The sequence below is a fragment of the Amycolatopsis thailandensis genome, from assembly GCF_002234405.1.
GTDB lineage: Bacteria > Actinomycetota > Actinomycetes > Mycobacteriales > Pseudonocardiaceae > Amycolatopsis > Amycolatopsis thailandensis.
Map to the genome: position 1 here is coordinate 63,197 of NZ_NMQT01000055.1, position 16,953 is coordinate 80,149.

The 16,953-nt window shown below is 67.7% G+C and carries 14 protein-coding genes; 6 read left to right on the forward strand and 8 right to left on the reverse strand.

The window, feature by feature from the left end; genetic code table 11:
* Nucleotides 1–5: 5 nt before the first annotated feature.
* Nucleotides 6–647, forward strand: a complete 642-nt coding sequence (locus CFP71_RS15815; RefSeq protein WP_093934607.1) for a TetR/AcrR family transcriptional regulator — start codon at nucleotides 6–8, stop codon at nucleotides 645–647.
* A 428-nt stretch (nucleotides 648–1,075) separates the two neighbouring features.
* Here the strand turns inward: CFP71_RS15815 and CFP71_RS15820 are convergent, their stop codons facing one another.
* On the reverse strand, nucleotides 1,076–2,260 hold the full coding sequence (locus tag CFP71_RS15820) for an amino acid deaminase/aldolase (RefSeq protein WP_093934608.1): 1,185 nt from the start codon (nucleotides 2,258–2,260) through the stop codon (nucleotides 1,076–1,078).
* A gap of 103 nt (nucleotides 2,261–2,363) precedes the next feature.
* On the opposite strand from CFP71_RS15820, the gene CFP71_RS15825 reads away from it, so the two are divergent.
* The gene (locus CFP71_RS15825; RefSeq protein WP_093934609.1) at nucleotides 2,364–3,662 is read left to right on the forward strand and encodes a D-arabinono-1,4-lactone oxidase; all 1,299 of its coding nucleotides are present in this window, start codon (nucleotides 2,364–2,366) and stop codon (nucleotides 3,660–3,662) included.
* Here the strand turns inward: CFP71_RS15825 and CFP71_RS15830 are convergent.
* The 5 genes from CFP71_RS15830 to CFP71_RS15850 all read right to left on the reverse strand — a co-directional run bounded on the left by CFP71_RS15830 (nucleotide 3,659) and on the right by CFP71_RS15850 (nucleotide 10,841).
* On the reverse strand, nucleotides 3,659–4,606 hold the full coding sequence (locus CFP71_RS15830) for a ribose-phosphate diphosphokinase (protein WP_093934610.1): 948 nt from the start codon (nucleotides 4,604–4,606) through the stop codon (nucleotides 3,659–3,661). The two genes, CFP71_RS15825 and CFP71_RS15830, sit on opposite strands and share 4 nt — an antisense overlap.
* 61 nt (nucleotides 4,607–4,667) lie before the next feature.
* Entirely contained in the window at nucleotides 4,668–5,318 is a 651-nt protein-coding gene (locus CFP71_RS15835) for an NAD(P)H-binding protein (RefSeq protein WP_093934611.1), read from the reverse strand.
* A 19-nt stretch (nucleotides 5,319–5,337) separates the two neighbouring features.
* Complete coding sequence (locus CFP71_RS15840; RefSeq protein ID WP_093934612.1) at nucleotides 5,338–5,988, reverse strand: hypothetical protein; 651 nt, start codon at nucleotides 5,986–5,988, stop codon at nucleotides 5,338–5,340.
* Between the two features lie 351 nt (nucleotides 5,989–6,339).
* Entirely contained in the window at nucleotides 6,340–8,613 is a 2,274-nt protein-coding gene (locus CFP71_RS15845; RefSeq protein WP_093934613.1) for a serine/threonine-protein kinase, read from the reverse strand.
* The gene (locus CFP71_RS15850; protein ID WP_093934614.1) at nucleotides 8,604–10,841 is read right to left on the reverse strand and encodes a protein kinase domain-containing protein; all 2,238 of its coding nucleotides are present in this window, start codon (nucleotides 10,839–10,841) and stop codon (nucleotides 8,604–8,606) included. Before CFP71_RS15850 ends, CFP71_RS15845 begins: the two co-directional genes overlap by 10 nt.
* A gap of 118 nt (nucleotides 10,842–10,959) precedes the next feature.
* Between CFP71_RS15850 and CFP71_RS15855 the strand changes: the two genes are divergently transcribed.
* Both CFP71_RS15855 and CFP71_RS15860 read left to right on the forward strand, forming a co-directional pair.
* Nucleotides 10,960–12,030 (forward strand): HpcH/HpaI aldolase/citrate lyase family protein, encoded by a 1,071-nt coding sequence (locus CFP71_RS15855; RefSeq protein ID WP_093934615.1) that lies wholly within the window; start codon nucleotides 10,960–10,962, stop codon nucleotides 12,028–12,030.
* Nucleotides 12,027–12,881, forward strand: coding sequence for an HpcH/HpaI aldolase/citrate lyase family protein (locus tag CFP71_RS15860; RefSeq protein ID WP_005161741.1), 855 nt, complete (start codon nucleotides 12,027–12,029; stop codon nucleotides 12,879–12,881). Before CFP71_RS15855 ends, CFP71_RS15860 begins: the two co-directional genes overlap by 4 nt.
* Here the strand turns inward: CFP71_RS15860 and CFP71_RS15865 are convergent.
* Complete coding sequence (locus CFP71_RS15865; protein WP_093934616.1) at nucleotides 12,878–13,585, reverse strand: Abi family protein; 708 nt, start codon at nucleotides 13,583–13,585, stop codon at nucleotides 12,878–12,880. The genes CFP71_RS15860 and CFP71_RS15865 overlap by 4 nt on opposite strands.
* 253 nt (nucleotides 13,586–13,838) lie before the next feature.
* Here CFP71_RS15865 and CFP71_RS15870 point away from each other — a divergent pair, with 253 nt between their 5' ends.
* Nucleotides 13,839–14,888: an AAA family ATPase gene (locus tag CFP71_RS15870; protein ID WP_425266621.1), complete on the forward strand. Its 1,050-nt coding sequence runs from the start codon at nucleotides 13,839–13,841 to the stop codon at nucleotides 14,886–14,888.
* A gap of 22 nt (nucleotides 14,889–14,910) precedes the next feature.
* The gene (locus CFP71_RS15875) at nucleotides 14,911–15,543 is read left to right on the forward strand and encodes a DUF4276 family protein (protein ID WP_244199705.1); all 633 of its coding nucleotides are present in this window, start codon (nucleotides 14,911–14,913) and stop codon (nucleotides 15,541–15,543) included.
* A gap of 28 nt (nucleotides 15,544–15,571) precedes the next feature.
* On the opposite strand, the gene CFP71_RS15880 is transcribed toward CFP71_RS15875, so the two are convergent.
* Nucleotides 15,572–16,951, reverse strand: coding sequence for an amidase (locus CFP71_RS15880; RefSeq protein WP_093934619.1), 1,380 nt, complete (start codon nucleotides 16,949–16,951; stop codon nucleotides 15,572–15,574).
* Nucleotides 16,952–16,953 lie beyond the last annotated feature (2 nt).

The window sequence follows — 16,953 nt, forward strand, 5'->3', positions numbered from 1 at the left end:
CCCGAGTGTCCGACATCCAGGCCGCGAAACCGCAAGCGGAGACGACTCCGCTCCGGCGGCAGCCCGTCCAGCAACGAAGTGCCAAGCGGGTGGAGCAGATGCTCGACGCCAGCGCCCAGCTGATCGACGAACTCGGTTACGACGCACTGACGACCACGCTGATCGCCAAGCGCGCCGGGGTGGCCGTCGGGTCGCTGTACCAGTTCTTCCCCGACAAGCGGGCCGTGGTGCAGGCGCTGACGCAGCGCAATCTCGAACGGTTCGTCGCCTCGGTTTCGGAGACGCTCAACGAACTCGCGCCCGAACACTGGTGGGACGTCGTGGACTCGATCCTCGACATCTATCTGGCGATGCACCGTGAGGTGCCCGGATTCTCGAAGGTCCACTTCGGTGACGTCGTGGACCGGCAGCTCCTGGACGAGACTCGCGACAACAACGCCGTCATCGTCGACGCCCTCACCGAAATCCTTTCGGCGCGGATCGCGTCGCCGCTGGACGACATCCGGTTCGCTTTGACGATCGCGAACGAGACGGCGGACGCGCTGCTGAAGCTGGCTTTCCGCCGGGACCCGCGAGGGGACGAGCGGATCGTGGCGGAGGCGAAGTCGGTCGTTAAGGGCTACCTGGCGAGCAAGTTCGGCGCCTGAGGCTCCTTGCGTTCCTGGGCTAGCGTCCCCAATGTGGCATTGGGGACGTTGAGTGTCCCCAAAGCCACATTGGGAGCACCTCGGCCTTGATCGGTCCATTGTGGACTTGGAGTCTGGTGGGAAGGCCCCCTTCAGGACGTTCATCGTCTCGAAGGGGGCCTTGCCGTCACCGGTGGATCCCCCTTGCTCCATTCGTGTCCACCGATGCCCGGATCCCAAGTCTCAGCAGTCACACGTCCCCCACCAACCACGCCACGACCTAGTCTGACCTGGCCTTATCCAGTTATCCACACAACTTGTCCACACCCACCCACAGTTGTGGACAACCTCGCCCCTCCCACCTCGGCTCCCCCTCCCCCGACACCCCCTCCCGATACGCTGGTGCGGGGCGCGCCCCCCAGGGACGGGTGGGGGGTGGGGTTCGCGGGTCAGCCGAAGTTTTGGGACTCGCCTCGGTAGGTGGGGACCGTCCGGTCGACGCGGTCGCCGATGACGACGTGGTAGTGCGTGAAGCGTTCGGCGAGTTCGCCGGCCTTCGCGTGGCGCAGCCAGACGCGGTCGCCGAGCCGCAGATGGCGGGCCGCTTCGCCGGACACGGGAGTCTGGACTTCGCCGGCGCCTTCGAATCCGAGCAGCGAGAGACCTTCGGGCAGGTACGGCGTCGGCTGGCGCGAAGACTCCGTTGGGCCCGAAGCGATGTAGCCGCCGGAGAAGAGCGTCGCGACCTTCGGCGCCGGACGCCGGACGACGGGGAGCGCGAACATCGCGGCCGGGCGCGGCGAGAAGTGCGCGTAGCCGTCGAACAACGTCGGCCCGATCAGGCCCGAGCCCGCCGCGATCTCGGTGACGGCCGCTTCGGCGCCGGTCGACTCCACGCTGCCGCTGCCGCCGCCGTTGACGAACTCCAGATCCGCCAGCGCCCGCACCGCTTTCACCGCGGCCGCGCGGCGTTTCGCGATCTCCACAATGGACTTCCGCTGCATCCAGCCGATGGCCGAGTTCTTGACGCCACCGCCCGCCGCGTCGCCGAGCCCGGCGATCTGGCCTTCGTACGCCATCATCCCGACGAGCCGGAAACCCTTGCGGGACAAGATGGTCCGCGCCAGATCCGCGGCCTGCCGCGGGCTGAACACCGGTGAGCGCCGAGTGCCGATGTGCACTCCGGGCAGCGGCCGCCACGAAGCGTCGAGTTCGAGACACACGCGGATTTCGGGATGCCCCTGTCCCAGCGCGGCATCGACCAGGTCGAGGTGTTCGGGCGAATCGACCATGATCGAGATCGCCGCGCGCGCCCGGTCGTTCGCCGCCAGCCGTCGCAACGCGCCGTGATCGGCGGTCGGATACGCGACGACGATGTCCTCGGACGTCCCCTGCTCGACGTGCCAGACGGCTTCGGCGAGCGAGTAGCACATGAGGCCTTCGAAGCCGGGCCGCGCGAGCACGCGTTCGAGCAGATATCGGCAGCGGACGGACTTGCTGACCACGCGGATCGGCTTGCCGTTCGCCCGCCTCAGCAGGTCGGCGCCGTTCGCGTCGAACGCATCCAAGTCGACAACCGCGAACGGAGGATCCAGATCCTTCGTCGCCAAGTCGTACACCGTCGCACTGGTCACCCGAACTAAGGTACGACAGAAGGGCTTGAAACGCGAATACTATTCACTTACTGTTTCGGCACTCGAACATCGCAAGAGCAGAGCCTCACGAAACGGGTGGCGCATGACTCGGTGGACCAACTGGGCCGGAACCGCGACGGCGTCGCCGCTGCGCGTGCACCGGCCGCGCGGCACGGAGGAGATCGCCGAGGCGATCGGCCGGTCCGCCGCGGACGGAAGGCGCCTGCGCCCGCTGGGCAGCGGTCACTCGTTCACGGCGATCGCCGCCGCCGATTCGGACGCCATGGACCTGACCGGCTGGACCGGCATCGCGTCGGCCGACGTCGCGAAAGGCCTGGTCACGGTTCGCTCGGGCACCACGCTCAAGCAGCTCAACGCCGAACTCGACGCGCTCGGGCTGGCGATGACCAACCTCGGCGACATCGACGCGCAGACCGTGTCCGGCGCGATCTCGACCGGCACCCACGGCACCGGCGCCCGGCTCGGCGGGATCGCCACCCAGATCGCCGCGCTCGAACTCGTCCTCGCCGACGGCACCGTGGTCACCTGTTCGGCCGACGAACGCCCCGACCTCTTCTCCGCCGCGAGGGTCGGCCTCGGTGCCCTCGGCGTGATCAGCACGGTCACCCTGCGGTGTGAACCGTCGTTCCTGCTCTCCGCCCAGGAACGGCCGGAACCCCTCGAACAGGTCCTCGAAGGCTTCGACCGGTTCGCCGACGAGAACGACCACTTCGAGTTCTACTGGTTCCCCTACGGCAAGAACGCCCTGGTCAAGCGCAACAACCGGCTTCCGGCGGGCAGCGAACACAAGCCGTTGAGCAAGGTGAAGGAATTCATCGACTACGAGGTCACGGAGAACGTCGCGTTCGGCGGCCTGTGCCGTCTCGGCCGCGCGGTGCCGAAACTCGTCCAGCCGCTCGGCCGGTTCGCCTCGAACATCCTCTCCGCCCGCGAATACAGCGACACATCGCATCGCGTCTTCGTGACGCATCGCGGCGTTCGGTTCGTCGAGTCGGAGTTCGCGATCCCCCGCGAATCGCTGCACGACGTCTTCGCCGAACTCCGCGCGTTCGTCCCGAAGCTGGAGAACCCGGTCGCGTTCCCGGTGGAGGTGCGCGTCGCCGCCGCGGACGACATCTGGCTTTCGACGGCGAACGGCCGCGACTCCGCCTACATCGCGATCCACCAGTTCGTCGGCATGCCCTACCGCGAGTACTTCGCCGGATTCGCGTCGATCGTCGGCGCGGTCGGCGGCCGCCCGCACTGGGGCAAGATGCACGACCTCGACGCGGCGACGCTGCGCTCGCGGTACCCGCGATTCGACGACTTCACGCGGGTCCGCAAGGAGGTGGACCCGGCCGGTGTCTTCGCGAACACCTACCTCGACCGGGTCCTCGGCTAGGCGGTCTCGAACAACGCGCTGACCGACTCCCCGTTGTGGATCCGCCGCATCGCCTCCGCCAGCGCGGGCGCGATCGACAGGACCCGCAGCTTCGGGCTCTGCTCCTCGGGCGGGATCGGCACGGTGTTGGTGCAGACGATCTCCAGCACGTCGTCCTGCTCACCGATCCGCTTCAGCGCGCCGCTGGAGAACAACCCGTGCGTGCAGGCGACCCGGATCGAGCGCGGCTTCAGCTCCCGCAACTTCGAGAGCAGCTCGATCACCGTGCTGCCCTTGGCGATCTCGTCGTCGAGGACGATCACGTCGCGGCCGGTGATCTCACCGATCACCGAGCTGATCTCGACCCTGTCGTCGGCGAAACGCTGCTTCGCACCGGCGGCGACCTGAACCCCGAGCAGCCGGGCGAAATGCGCGGCTTCCTTGGCGTTGCCGAGATCCGGCGAGACCACGGTGGTCGCCGAGAGGTCGTACTGGCGGAAATGCTTGGCCAGCTCCTGCAACGCGTGCAGGTGATCGACCGGGACGCTGAAGAAGCCGTGCACCTGCGGCGAATGCAGGGTCATCGCGAGGACGCGGTCGGCGCCGGCGGTCGCCAGCAGGTCGGCGACGAGACGGCCGCCGATCGAGATCCGCGGCGCGTCCTTCTTGTCCGACCGGGCGTACGAGTAGTGCGGCATGACGACGGTGATCCGCTTCGCCGACGCGCCGCGCGCGGCGTCCAGCATCAGCAGCAGTTCGACGAGGTGTTCCTGCACCGGCCGCACCAAAGGCTGGATCAGGAAGACGTCGCGCTCGCGGCAGTTCGCTTCGAGCTGGACTTCGAGGCAGTCGTTGGCGAACCGCTGCACCTTCACGGGATGCAGGGGAACTCCGAGATGAGTGCAGATCTCTTCGGCGAGCTCGGGATGTGCGCTGCCGCTGAAGACCGCGATGTCCTCGCGCAAGGACTTTCTCCGTTCACTTATCTGACGGATTACGTCCACACACTAGCCAGAGCAGGGGCTTTCACAGAGCGGAAACGGCCTGAGAGATAGCAGTATCACCCGAGATCGCTTCGAGGACGCGGCCCGCCGTCGACGGATCGTCGAGCAGCGCGACGAGGACCGCGGCGACGTCCTGACGGGGAATGGGTCCGCGTCCGGTGGATTCGGCGATCAGGATCCGGCCGGTGCCTTCGTCGTTCGTGAGCTGCCCCGGCCGCAGGATCGTCCAATCGAGATCGCGGGCCCGCAGATCGTCCTCGGCCGCTTTCTTGGCCTTCAGGTAGATCCGGAAATCATCCGGGACGTCCGCTGTCTCCCATTTGTCGGCTCCCATGGACCCGACCTGGATGTGCCGTCGGACGCCCGCCTGTTCCGACGCGGCCGCGAAGAGTTCCGCGGCCGCCCTGTCCACAGTGTCCTTGCGAGCCGTACCGCTGCCGGGACCGGCGCCCGCCGCGAAAATGGCGGCGTCGGCGCCGTCGAGCACCTTGGCGACGGCGTCCACATCGGACTTCTCCAGATCGAGGACGGCGGCTTCCGCGCCCGCCGCTTCGAGATCGGCGACGTGGTCGGGATTGCGCACGATCCCCACCGCCTGATCACCGCGCGAAGCCAGGAGCTTCTCCAGCTTCAGCGCGATCTGTCCGTGTCCACCCGCAATGACTACTCGCATGGACCCGACGGTAGCCGGTTCAGTCGACTTCGGCAGGGAGCTCGGTCGCGCGCAGCAGCTGGTCGTAGACGATCTCGTTGACCAGGCGCGAGACCGGGTCCTCGTCCAGGAGCATACGCTCGTTGTGACCCTCGAGGTCGAGGTCGGTCACGGCGTTGGGGTCGGCGGTGACGATGCCGAGCCCGTAGGCGCGGGCACGCGGCAGGCAGTTGCCGACGTAGTCTTCCGTCAATACGGCTGGCGATGGGAGCACCATCGCGGCCTCGCCGTAACGTGCGAACGGAACCGCGGAGGCCATCGCGGTGCGCCAGTGCCGGGCGACCGCGAGGACACCGATGATCTCGGCGGCCGGCGCGGGTGCGGTCGCGGCCAGCTCTGGCCATGTCCAGGTGTCGACGGTGGCGCGATCGACGACGGGACCCATGCCCATCGCGATGCGCTCCGCGTGCACGTCGGTGCGGAGCCGGGCGACCACGCAGATCTTGCGGCCGAGCACGGTGGTCTCCGGCAAGACGATGCCGTTCCAGCCGAGCAGGGCCGCCGCCTTGCGTGAAAGCTCCTCGACGCTCGCGGGCAGTTCGATCGGCGGCACCACCCGGCTCGGCAGTGACCGGCTGCGCTTCGCGCCACCGGCGACCGTCGAGCTCTCCATGTTCGGTGTAGCCGCCACGTTCCGCCTCCTTCGAACCTGGTTTCCCTAAGGCTCTTCATCCCGTGCCACCTCGGTGGAAGCGGCACATGAACTGTCTAACAGGGCGGGGAGGCGGCGGCGCCGGACAACGCGAGTGGCTGCGATCGGCGGCACCTTGTCATCGGTGACCGGTCGGTAGGCGGTCATTCGACTTCAGTCCGACCGTGCCGCCAACCGAGTGAGAACGAGGTAAGTGGTGTTACCGGTTGTCTCCGAACGGTCACGAGTACGGACTGACCGACACCGAACATTGGCGCGGCGAGGGAAGCAAAACGTTAGGCCATTCAGCCCACTGAATACTCATTCCACTGTGGACCATCGCAGGTCAGGTCAGGAGACGGTCGCGGCGCGGAGGAGATCTTCGACGCCCGGTGTCCGCCACTCGTCCATCACCACTACTTGCCTGTCCGCGACGAACCAGATCCGCTGGGTCACTTGTGTCTCGCCGCTTCCACCCGTCCGTCCACGAGGAACACACTGGATCGTCCACTCCTCGTAGGTCGCCGTCGCCGCGCCGACCGGTGCGGTGGCGGAAGCCGTCCGCGCGGCGTCACCCTCTTGGCGGAGGTCCTTGCGTCCGGCGGCGTTGCAGGCCCGGCCGCCCGCGCTGCGCCGGTAGAAGCCGCCCGGCCGGTACGGCGGCTGCTCGGCGGACTGCTGGGTGTTGTCGGTGAGGAGGACGTACTTGCAGTTGAAGTACTTCTTCGGGTCCGGGCAGCCGGGAGCGACGAGCACCTTTTCCAGTCCCTGCGAGACCACGGCCCAGTCCTTCGGCAGGTGCAGGGTCAGCGCGCCCGCCGAGACGTCGGTGAATCCTCGCGCGGGCGGGGCGGACGACGTCCCTTTCACGGTCTTGCCGCCCGTCAGCCCCGCGACGAGTTCGGGTTTCAGCAGATCGGAGAGCTTGTCATAGGGGAGCTTCATCGTCTGGACGCCGCAGGCGGTCTCGAAACCGAGCCGGTTGAAGTTGATCGTGAGCTCGACCTCGGCGGGAGTGAAGGCCGGGAACACCTTGAGCTCCCCCGGTCCGGCCAGGTCGGACGGCTTGATCGGCGTCCAGGTGGTGAGCGCGCAACCCTGGTCGTGATCGGGCCAGAGCAGGTCGCTGAGAGTCAGCATGCCTTGGTCGGAGAACATCCCGGGGCGGAACAGGTCCGCGGGCGCGACAGCGGTGCCGCTCGTGAGGTCGATCAGCACGCTGGAGCGGCCGAAGTTCCACGTCGGGTGGGGAGCGTTGTCGAGGCCGTGTTCGTAGCTGACCGAGAGGTACCTCTCGTTCTGCATCCGCACGTCGGCTTTGGTGGTGAGGACGTATGGGCCGCCGCCGTGTTCTTCGACCAGCTTCGCCGCACCCGGTCCGGTCTCGGAGTTCCACTCGTCGATCGGCGCGGTCAGCGCGTCGTTGACCCGTTTCGACCAGGCCTGATCGGGTCCGCCGGTCACCTCGGGGTACTGCCCGCGGAACTGGAGGGTCGTGCCGGGCACCGTCCCGGAGCGGTCCTTCATGGCGACCTTGAGCGCGACGGCCCGCTGACTGGTCGGCGGCGGCTGCGGCGGCGGGGTGCTCGCGTCGGAGAAGACGACCACCGAGCCGACCACGGCGGCCGTCGCGGCGACGACACCGATGGCGATCTTCAGTCCGGCCGCGATCCCGCCGGTCGACGCGGCCACCGCGCCCGTTCCGGCGGCGGCGACCCCGGGGGCGGCCGCCGTACCGGCGCCGAGCAGCACCAACGGCGTCGCTGCCGCGAGGACACCTGTCGCCTTCGCCAGCCGGGACCAGCCTTTGCGCTCCCAGTCCTCGCCGTACCCGGCGCGGGCGACGCGTTCGAGTTCGCCGACGAACGTGAGCGCGTCGACAGGCCGTTTCGACGGGTCCTTCGCCATCCCGAACGCGACGATCTCGTGCACCGGCTGAGGGACTTCGCCGAACGGGATGGGCGCGTGTTCGTGCAGCGTGCGCAGCACCTCGGTCTGTTCCGCCTCGTACGGGCGATGACCGGCGACGCACTGGAAGAACACGCAGGTCGCGGCGTAGACGTCGGTCGCCGGAGTGGCTTGCCCACCGGCCCACTGCTCGGGCGCCATGTACGCGGGCGTGCCGACCGCCGGGCCCCGTTCACCCGCCAGGACGGCCGTGCCGAAGTCGACCAGCTTGCTCTCGCCGGTGTCGGCGACGAGGACGTTGGCCGGCTTGTAGTCCCGGTGGACGACGTTCGCGGAGTGCGCCGCGGCCAACCCGAGCAGCGATCCTTTCAGGACCGCGAGAGCTGCTTCGGGTTCAAGAGCGCCTTCGGCCTGGAGCACCGCGCGCAGCGAGACGCCGTTGACCGCCTCCATCACGATCGCGGCGCCCTGCGGCGTCTCGAAGAACTCGTACAGCCTCACGACGTGCGGACTGGCGACGCGGTGAAGGGCCAGCGCCTCCTGGCGGAACGCTTCGAGATAGGCGGGCTCGGCGGCGAAGCGGGAGAAGAGGTACTTGATCGCGACGACGTGGCCGGTGTTGTCCTGGCGCGCGAGCACCACGCGGCCGAAAGTGCCCGTGCCGAGCTGCTCCAGCTCGGTGAAACCGGGCAGTCTCCACTCGTCGTTTAGTTCCACCGCGCCTCTTCCAGGATTTTGTCGAGGCCTGGAGTGTTCCATTCGTCCACGATCACGAGCTGCGTTTTCGGCAGGAACCACACTCGCTGGGTGACCGCGCCGCCTCCGGAGCACGTGAGCCGCCACTCCTCGTAGGCGGCCTTCTTCGTGCCGATCGGGCGAAGGTCCTTTTTCTGCAAGATGGGTGATCCCTGCGTTTCGCCCGGTGCCCCGATGGAGTGGCACGGACGTGGGCCGTTGGACCGGTTGTACGGCTTGCCCGGTTCATACGGCGGAGTGGCCGCGTCGATGCGGGAGTTGTCGCTGAAGACGACCCCGGCGCAGTGGAACGGCTGCATCCCGTCGTTCGAGCACTGATCGGCGGTGACCAGATAGCGCTCGATGGGCGCGCTGGAGAGCAGCCACCATTTCTCCGGCGTGGTGATGGTGAAGGCGCCGACGTTGTCCTCTTTGGTCCGTTCGCCCTGCGTGCCGCCGTTGGCGAGGCCGAGGAGATTCCTCACCGAGGGACTCAGCAGATCACTCAAGCGCGCGTACTCGGTGGTGACCTCGGTCGGGTCGCAGACGCGCGGGTAGCCGAGCGCGGAGCCGTAGACGTAGAACCGCATGCCGTTGGCCGTGGGCGCCGCCTGCAGGATGGAGTCGTAATCGAAGGTGTACCGCGCCGAAAGCGCCGTCGCCGGGAGGTGCTCGGGCGAGGTCGGCTTGTCGGCGAGGCAGTCGCCAGGCCTCGCCGAGTCGAGGATCAGGTCTTCGAGCTTCCGCATCCGCGAGGCGGTGCCGTCGACGTTGTCGAAGAGGTGCGCGGAGGAGATCTGCTCGCCTTTGGCCAGATCGATGACGATCGGGCGGACGCTGAACCCGCCGTGGTTGCCGAACTGGGTGGAGTCGATCGAGCGTTTGTAGACGACCGAGACGAGCTTGTCGTCCTTGCGGAGGATCTCGGCCTCGGTCTTCATGTGCGGGATGTCGCCGTCGGGTTCCCGCTGCGGCTGGTAGCTGTCGGGCCAGAAGTTCTCGAGCCAGCCGTCGATCGGCGCCATCAGCGCCTTGTTGACCCGCTCCTCGGCGGCTTTGTCCTTCAGGCCGCTGATCCGGACGTACTTGCCGTCGTAGTCGAAGCCGTCGAACTTCTCGGTGCGGGTGAGGAGGTCGACCTGCATCGCGGAGACCGTCGTGGTCGGCGGATCGTCACTGTCGGCGTTGACCACCACGACCGTGCCGACGGCTGCCGCGGTGACGGCGGCGATCGCGGCGGTCACCTTGAGGCCGACCGCGATCCCGCCGCCGGTGGTCGCCGCGACACCGCCCGCCGCGCCGCCCGCGATGACCGGCGCGGCGGCGGTCCCGGCGCCGAGTAAAGCCAACGGGGACAGCGCGACCAGCACACCGGCGCCCTTGGCGAGCCAGTGCCAGCCGTTGCGTTCCCAGTCTTCGCCGTAGGCCTTCCTGGCGGACGACTCCAGTTCGGCGACGAACTCGGCCGCGCCCGACGGTCGCTGGGTGACGTCCTTCGCCATGCCGCGCGCGATGAGGTCGCGGACCGGTTCGGGGACCTCGCCGAACGGGATCGGCGCGTATTCGTGCAGCGTGCGCAGCACTTCGGTCTGTTCGGCCTCGTACGGCTTGTGCCCGGCGACGCATTGGAAGAACACGCAGGTCGCGGCGTAGACGTCGGTCGCCGGCGTGGCGATCCCACCCGCCCACTGCTCGGGCGCCATGTACGCGGGCGTGCCCGCGGCGACTCCGGCCTGTCCGGCGAGCACGGCGATGCCGAAGTCGACGAGCTTGCTCTGCCCCTCCCGGGTGACCAGGACGTTGGCCGGTTTGTAGTCGCGGTGGACGGTGCCCGCGGCGTGCGCGCCGGCGAGGCCGAGCAGCGAGCCCTTGAGGATGGCCAGCGCGGCTTCGGGTTCGAGCTTCTCCTGGCGGCCGAGGATCTCTTTCAGGGAGATTCCGTGAACGGCCTCCATGATGATCGCCGCACCTTGCGGCGTCTCCACGAACTGGTGCAGACGGGCGATGTGAGGCCCCGAAACGCGGCTCAGGACCTGGGCCTCATGGCGGAACTCGGCCAGCCTCTGCGGGTCGGCCGCGAACCTCGCGTAGAGGTATTTGATGGCCACGACCTGCGCGGATTCGTCGTGCCGGGCCAGGACGACCCGCCCGAATCCGCCTTCGCCCAGCGACCCCATCTCGGTGAAACCCGGCAAGGCCCAGTCGTCCACAGATTCCTCCGCGATTCCCGATCGTGTCCCCTTGGAGGTGAGCTGCGCCGCAGCGGTTCCCCACCTTCCGGGTTTAGGGTTACTCGTCGGTCACTTAGCCCGTTGCGATGGAGGAACGATGCGTTCGCCGAAGGATTTCTTCGCCCCGCTCGCCGTGGGGGCGCCGGAACCACTCCGCCAGATCCCCGTGCCTCCTTCGCGGATGATCCACTTCTTCGACCCCGGCAACGAGAAGATGGCCGCCAAGGTCCCGGATCTCGCCAAGAAGGTCGACGTCCTGCTCGGCAACCTAGAGGACGCCGTGCGCGCCGACCGCAAGGAGGCCGCGCGGAACGGGCTCGTCACCATCGCGAAGGCGACCGACTTCGGCAAGACGCAGCTGTGGACCCGCGTCAACAGCCTCGACTCGCCGTGGGTGCTCGACGACCTGATCACGCTGGTCACCGAGATCGGCGACAAACTCGACGTGATCATGGTGCCGAAGGTCGAGGGCGCGCAGGACATCCACTACGTCGACAGGCTGCTCGCGCAGCTCGAAGCGCGGGCCGGGCTGACGAAGCCGCTGCTGGTGCACGCGATTCTGGAGACCGCGAGCGGCGTCGCGAACGTCGAGGAAATCGCCGGCGCGAGCCCCCGGATGCAGGGCATCTCGCTCGGCCCGGCCGACCTCGCGGCGAGCCGTCGGATGAAGACCACCCGGGTGGGTGGCGGGCACCCCGGTTACCTGGTGCGCACGGACCCGACCGGCGAGGACCTGAACGAGGGACGCACGACGTATCAGCAGGATCTCTGGCACTACACCGTCGCGCGGATGGTGGACGCCTGCGCGGCGAACGGGATCCTGCCGTACTACGGGCCGTTCGGCGACATCCGCGACGTCGTGGCCTGCGAGGACCAGTTCCGCAACGCGTTCCTGCTCGGCTGCGTGGGTGCCTGGAGCCTGCACCCGGTGCAGATCGACATCGCCAAGAAGGTGTTCTCGCCTTCGCCCGAAGACGTGGCTTGGGCGCGCCGCGTGATCGCCGCGATGGGTGACGGCACCGGCGCGGTGATGATCGACGGCAAGATGCAGGACGACGCCTCGGTCAAGCAGTGCCGGGTGGTCGCCGAACTCGCCGACGCCCTGGCCGCCGACGACCCCGAACTCGCCGCTGCCTACGACGCGGCCACCAAGGAGGCTTCCGCATGAACCCCCGGCGTTCCGTCCTCTACATGCCCGGCGCTAACGAAAGAGCGCTGGAAAAGGCCAAGACCCTCGACGCGGACGGCCTCATCCTCGACCTCGAAGACGCCGTCGCGCCCGACGCGAAGGAAGCCGCACGTGAACGCGTTTGCGCCGCCGCTTCGTCGAAGGAGTACGGCTCGCGCGAGGTGACCATCCGCGTCAACGGCCTCGACACCGAATGGCACGACGCGGACCTCCGCGCCGCCGCGCAGGCGGGACCGGCCGCGATCGTGGTCCCGAAGGTGAACTCCGCCGCCGAGGTGCACAACATCGAGCGCGCGCTGGAACTCGGCGGCGCGCCGGACCACACGAAGATCTGGGCGATGGTCGAAACCCCGGTCGCGATGCTGCACGCGGAGGAGATCGCGGCGGCGTCCGAGCGGCTGACCGTGCTGGTCATGGGCACGAACGACCTGGCGAAGGAACTGCACGCCGAGTTCGTCCCCGGCCGCGCGCCGCTGCTGGGCGGGCTTTCGCTCGCGCTGCTGGCCGCGCGGGCGACCGGCAAGGCGATCCTCGACGGCGTCTACAACGACGTGAAGGACCTCGAAGGCTTCGAAGCGGAATGCCTGCAAGGGCGCCAGTTCGGCTTCGACGGCAAGACGCTGATCCACCCGGCGCAGCTGGAGCCGTGCAACCGGATCTTCGCGCCTTCGGAAGAGGAGATCGCGCGGTCGCGCAAGATCATCTCGGCGTTCGAGGAGGCGCAGGCGGCCGGGCAGGGCGTCGTGACCGTGGACGGGCGGATGATCGAGAACCTGCACGTGGAGAACGCGCGGCGGATCCTGGCGCTGGCCGACGCGATCGCCGGCTAGCAGGGACGTGCGGCCAACAGCCGGTTACAGGAGCTGTTGGCCGCGATGTAGGCGGCTACCTGCGGCGAGATGAGCGCAGCGAGGTCCTGTACGTCTTTCCAGTGCTCTCGGACGTCGAGGGTGAGCAGCGGCTCGTGATGGGCGACGCGGTTACGAAGTCTGTGCAAGCGCTCGACGTGTTTGTCGACGTCACGGCGGTCAGTCCCGGCGCGAAAAGCCAGATGCAGGTAAGGAATCCACAGCGGGTCGTGATGGCGTCGTGCGGACAGATACCGCCAGAAGCCGAAGCTGAGCTCGGCGATCACCTTTCCGGGCGCCGGCGGCGCAGCCGGTTCAGCGGGCCGCCTGCTCTTCGGGGTCGCGTTCCCGATGGCTTCGGCCATCAGCCTTCGGCTTGTCTCGTTGACGTCGTACCGCGTACCGTTCGCCGCCTTCTGCCATCGCGACGGGAAGATGGTCGCCGCTTGGAAAACCCAATGTGCCGTCCCGGCCGCGACGGCGTTGCCCAATGCCCGGTCATAGGCGTTGCGCAGGGCCACTTCCAGGTGGCACAGGTCGTGATGGAACGCCGCGGAAACGGCCGCGTTCCACTCGTACAAGCGCACGGCTCGCTCGCGGTCCTGGTTCGCCGCTCGCAGATAGACCTCGAACCTCGGCTTGGACAGCCAGGTTTCGATCCAGTCCCCCGCGCCAGCGCTGGTCACTCTCGAAACTCCTCTGCTAAGCTGGTCGACGAATAGCCCCGGATGGCCCCTGACCTGCTGGTCATGTCACCGGGGCTTTGATCTTTTCTGTTGCCGACCGGCAAGGCAAAGTCGCACGCGACTTGCACGAACGAGCGATCGTCAACTTTCTCGGACGATTGCCTAAGCTGTGCGCATGAGCCAACAGCGCCTGACCTCGATCGAGATCGAGGGCTTCACCTCGATCCGTTCGGCGCGCGTCGAGCTGGGCGCGATGAACGTGCTGATCGGCGCGAACGGCGCGGGCAAGAGCAACTTCGTCCAAGCCTTCGAGTTGTTGGGCAGGATCAGCGAAGACCAGCTGAACCTATTCGTGGGGCGCAATGGTGGTGCGTCCGCGCTGATCAACGACAGCGCATACGGCCAAGAGATCGGCCTGAAGCTGGACGCACCACCGAACTTCTACACGGCTTATTTGGCCGCCGCACCGGACGACGAGCTGATCTTCGACGAGGAAGTCATCGAGAACCTCCAAGAAGGCAATCCGGAGCCTTGGAGCCGGACGATCGGCCGAGGCCATAGGGAAACCAGGCTGGGCAAAGCCTCGGGAAAACGAGACGTGGGTCCCGAGGCTTCGCACATCATCGAGTTGCTTCAAGGCTGTCGTGTCTATCACTTCCACGACACCAGTGTCGACGCTCCGGTGAAGCGCCTGTCTCCCACTGCCGACAATCTGGCTTTGCGCGCCGACGCGGGCAACATCGCTGCGATGCTGCTGCGTCTAAAGGAAAGCTCGGATCGGGCGGACAAGGCAGCGTATCGCCGGATCGTCGGCGCGATCCGGCTGGTCGCTCCGTTCTTTCGTGACTTCGTACTCAGGCCGGACAGCACCGACCGCATTTTGCTTCGCTGGAGCCGACAGGGTTCGGACACGATCTTCTCCGCGAATCAGATGTCCGACGGAACACTGCGTTTCGTCTGCCTGGCCACCTTGTTGCTTCAACCGGAACTTCCCGCGCTCGTCGTCCTCGACGAGCCGGAACTCGGCCTGCACCCGATGGCCATCGTCCAGCTGGCGGACATGCTGCGCTCCGCCTCGACCCGTAGCCAGGTCCTGATCGCGACTCAGTCGGTGACTTTGATGAACCAGTTCTCCGCCGAGGACCTGATCGTCGTCGAACAGCGAGACGGGAACTCGGTCTTCACCCGGCCGAACACGGCGGCACTGGAGAGCTGGCTCGACGAGTACTCGCTCGGCGAGCTGTGGGAGAAGAACATCATCGGCGGTCAGCCGGGATCGACGGGCAGCGTTCTGGATGTCTGAGCCGAGACGCCTTCATCTGCTGGTGGAGGGCCAGACCGAGGCGGCTGTCGTTCGGGATCTGCTATCCCGTCATTTCCGTCACCAAGGTTGGTTCGTCACCTATTCGACGGTCCGGACGCACACCTCGTCCGTGACTTACCGGGGCGGTGTCACGTCCTGGCCGAAGCTGCACCGGGAGATCAAGGAACTGCTAGCCAGCCCCCGTCTCACCGTGCTGACGACGCTGTTCGACTACTACGGGTTCCCGCCTGACTCACCTGGCATGTCGACAAGGCCGTCGAGCTCAGCCACTACCAAGGTCACGCACGTCGAGGAAGCGATACGAGCGGCTGTCGGTGACCATCGATTCGTCCCTCACCTCGTCCAGCACGAACTGGAATCCTGGGTGTTCGCTGCCGGAGACCAGCTTGCGGACCTTCGCGACGATTCCGCGCTGGCCGAGCGGATCAAGCAGGACTGCGCCGAAGCAGGTGGGCCTGAACTCGTCAATGACGATCCGAAGAACGCGCCTTCGAAGCGTCTGGCTAGGTATTGCCCTGGCTATGTAAAGACACTCGAGGGGCCGCTGGCGATCGCGGACCTGGGCATCGACGGCCTCCGAGCCCAGTGTCCGCACTTCTCCGCCTGGCTCGACGAACTCGGCTCCAGGGTTTGACGCAATTAGTCCTCTAAACGCGTGGGGGTCAGGGCCAGGGGCGCGGAGTGGGGCGAAGGGTTTCGTAGGCGGCAGCGGCGCGAAGGACGTCGAGGTCGGCGAAGCGGCGGCCGCTGATTTGCAGGCCGATGGGCTGGTCGTCGCTGGTGTGGCCGCAATTGATCGAGACCGCGGGCTGGCCGGACATGTTGTACGGCAAGGTGAACGCGATGTGCTCGAACGGGCGGCGCGGGTCGTTGGTCGGCGAGGGCCAGTCGGCGGGTGGGGCCGAGACCGGGCAGGTCGGCGACAGGACGACGTCGAAGCGTTCGGTCTCGCGCAGGGTCGCGACGGCGATGGCGTCGATCTGCGCGAAGCCGCGATAGGCGTCGACACCGCTGACGTCGGCGCCACCGGCGGCCCAGTCGGCGATGTACGGCAGGACTTTCGCGCGGCGGTCTTCGGGCAGGGCCGACAGGTCCGACCAGGCGCGGACGCGCCAGAAGGTGTCGAGCCCGTCGAGCATTTCGCGGCGCAGGAACGGCGAAACCGGCTCGACGACGGCGCCCGCGGTCTCGAACACCCGCGCGGCCTCGGTGACCGCGGCGATCGTCTCGGGCAGCACCGGGAGTCCGACGCCTGGGTTCAGGTGCAGCCCGACCCGCAAGCCTTTGACCTCACCGGACAACGAAGTCCAGTCGAGTGACGAAGGCGGCAGCGAAAGGTGATCGCGACCGTCCACACCGGACAGGACGCTCATCAGCAGGGCGGTGTCGGCGACGGTCCGCGTCATCGGCCCGGCGACGCGGCCGAGGAACGGCGGATCCACCGGCACCCGGCCGAAACTCGGCTTCAGCCCGACCAGTCCGCACCAGCCCGCGGGCAGCCGGATCGAGCCGCCGATGTCGGTGCCGACGTGCAGCGGGCCGTAGCCGGCGGCGGCCGCCGAGCCCGCACCCGCGCTGGAGCCGCCAGGCGTGCGGGCGGTGTCCCACGGATTCCGTGAGGCGGTGTGGAAACTCGACAGCCCGGACGTCAGCATCCCGTAGTCCGGCATGGTCGTCTTGCCAAGCAGGACCCCGCCGGACTCGCGCACGCGAGCGGCGGCGGGCGCGTCGGCCGAGGCCGGTTCCAGCGAAGAAGCGGCTGTGCCGAGCGGGACCGGCGTGCCGCGGGTCGCGATGTTCTCCTTGAGCGTCAAGGGAACGCCATCGATCGGGCCGAGCGGTTCCCCGGCGTGCCAACGGCTTTCAGACGCCTTCGCGTCTTCGCGCGCGCCGCTAGGATCGTACGCGTAGAGCGCGTGCAGTTCGGGTTCGCGCGCCTCGACCCGGGCGAGGACCGCTTCGGTGACCTCGACCGGCGACAACGTCCCGGCGCGGTACTGAGCGACCAGTTCGACAGCGGTCAGATCGGGCAACTCCGGCACGG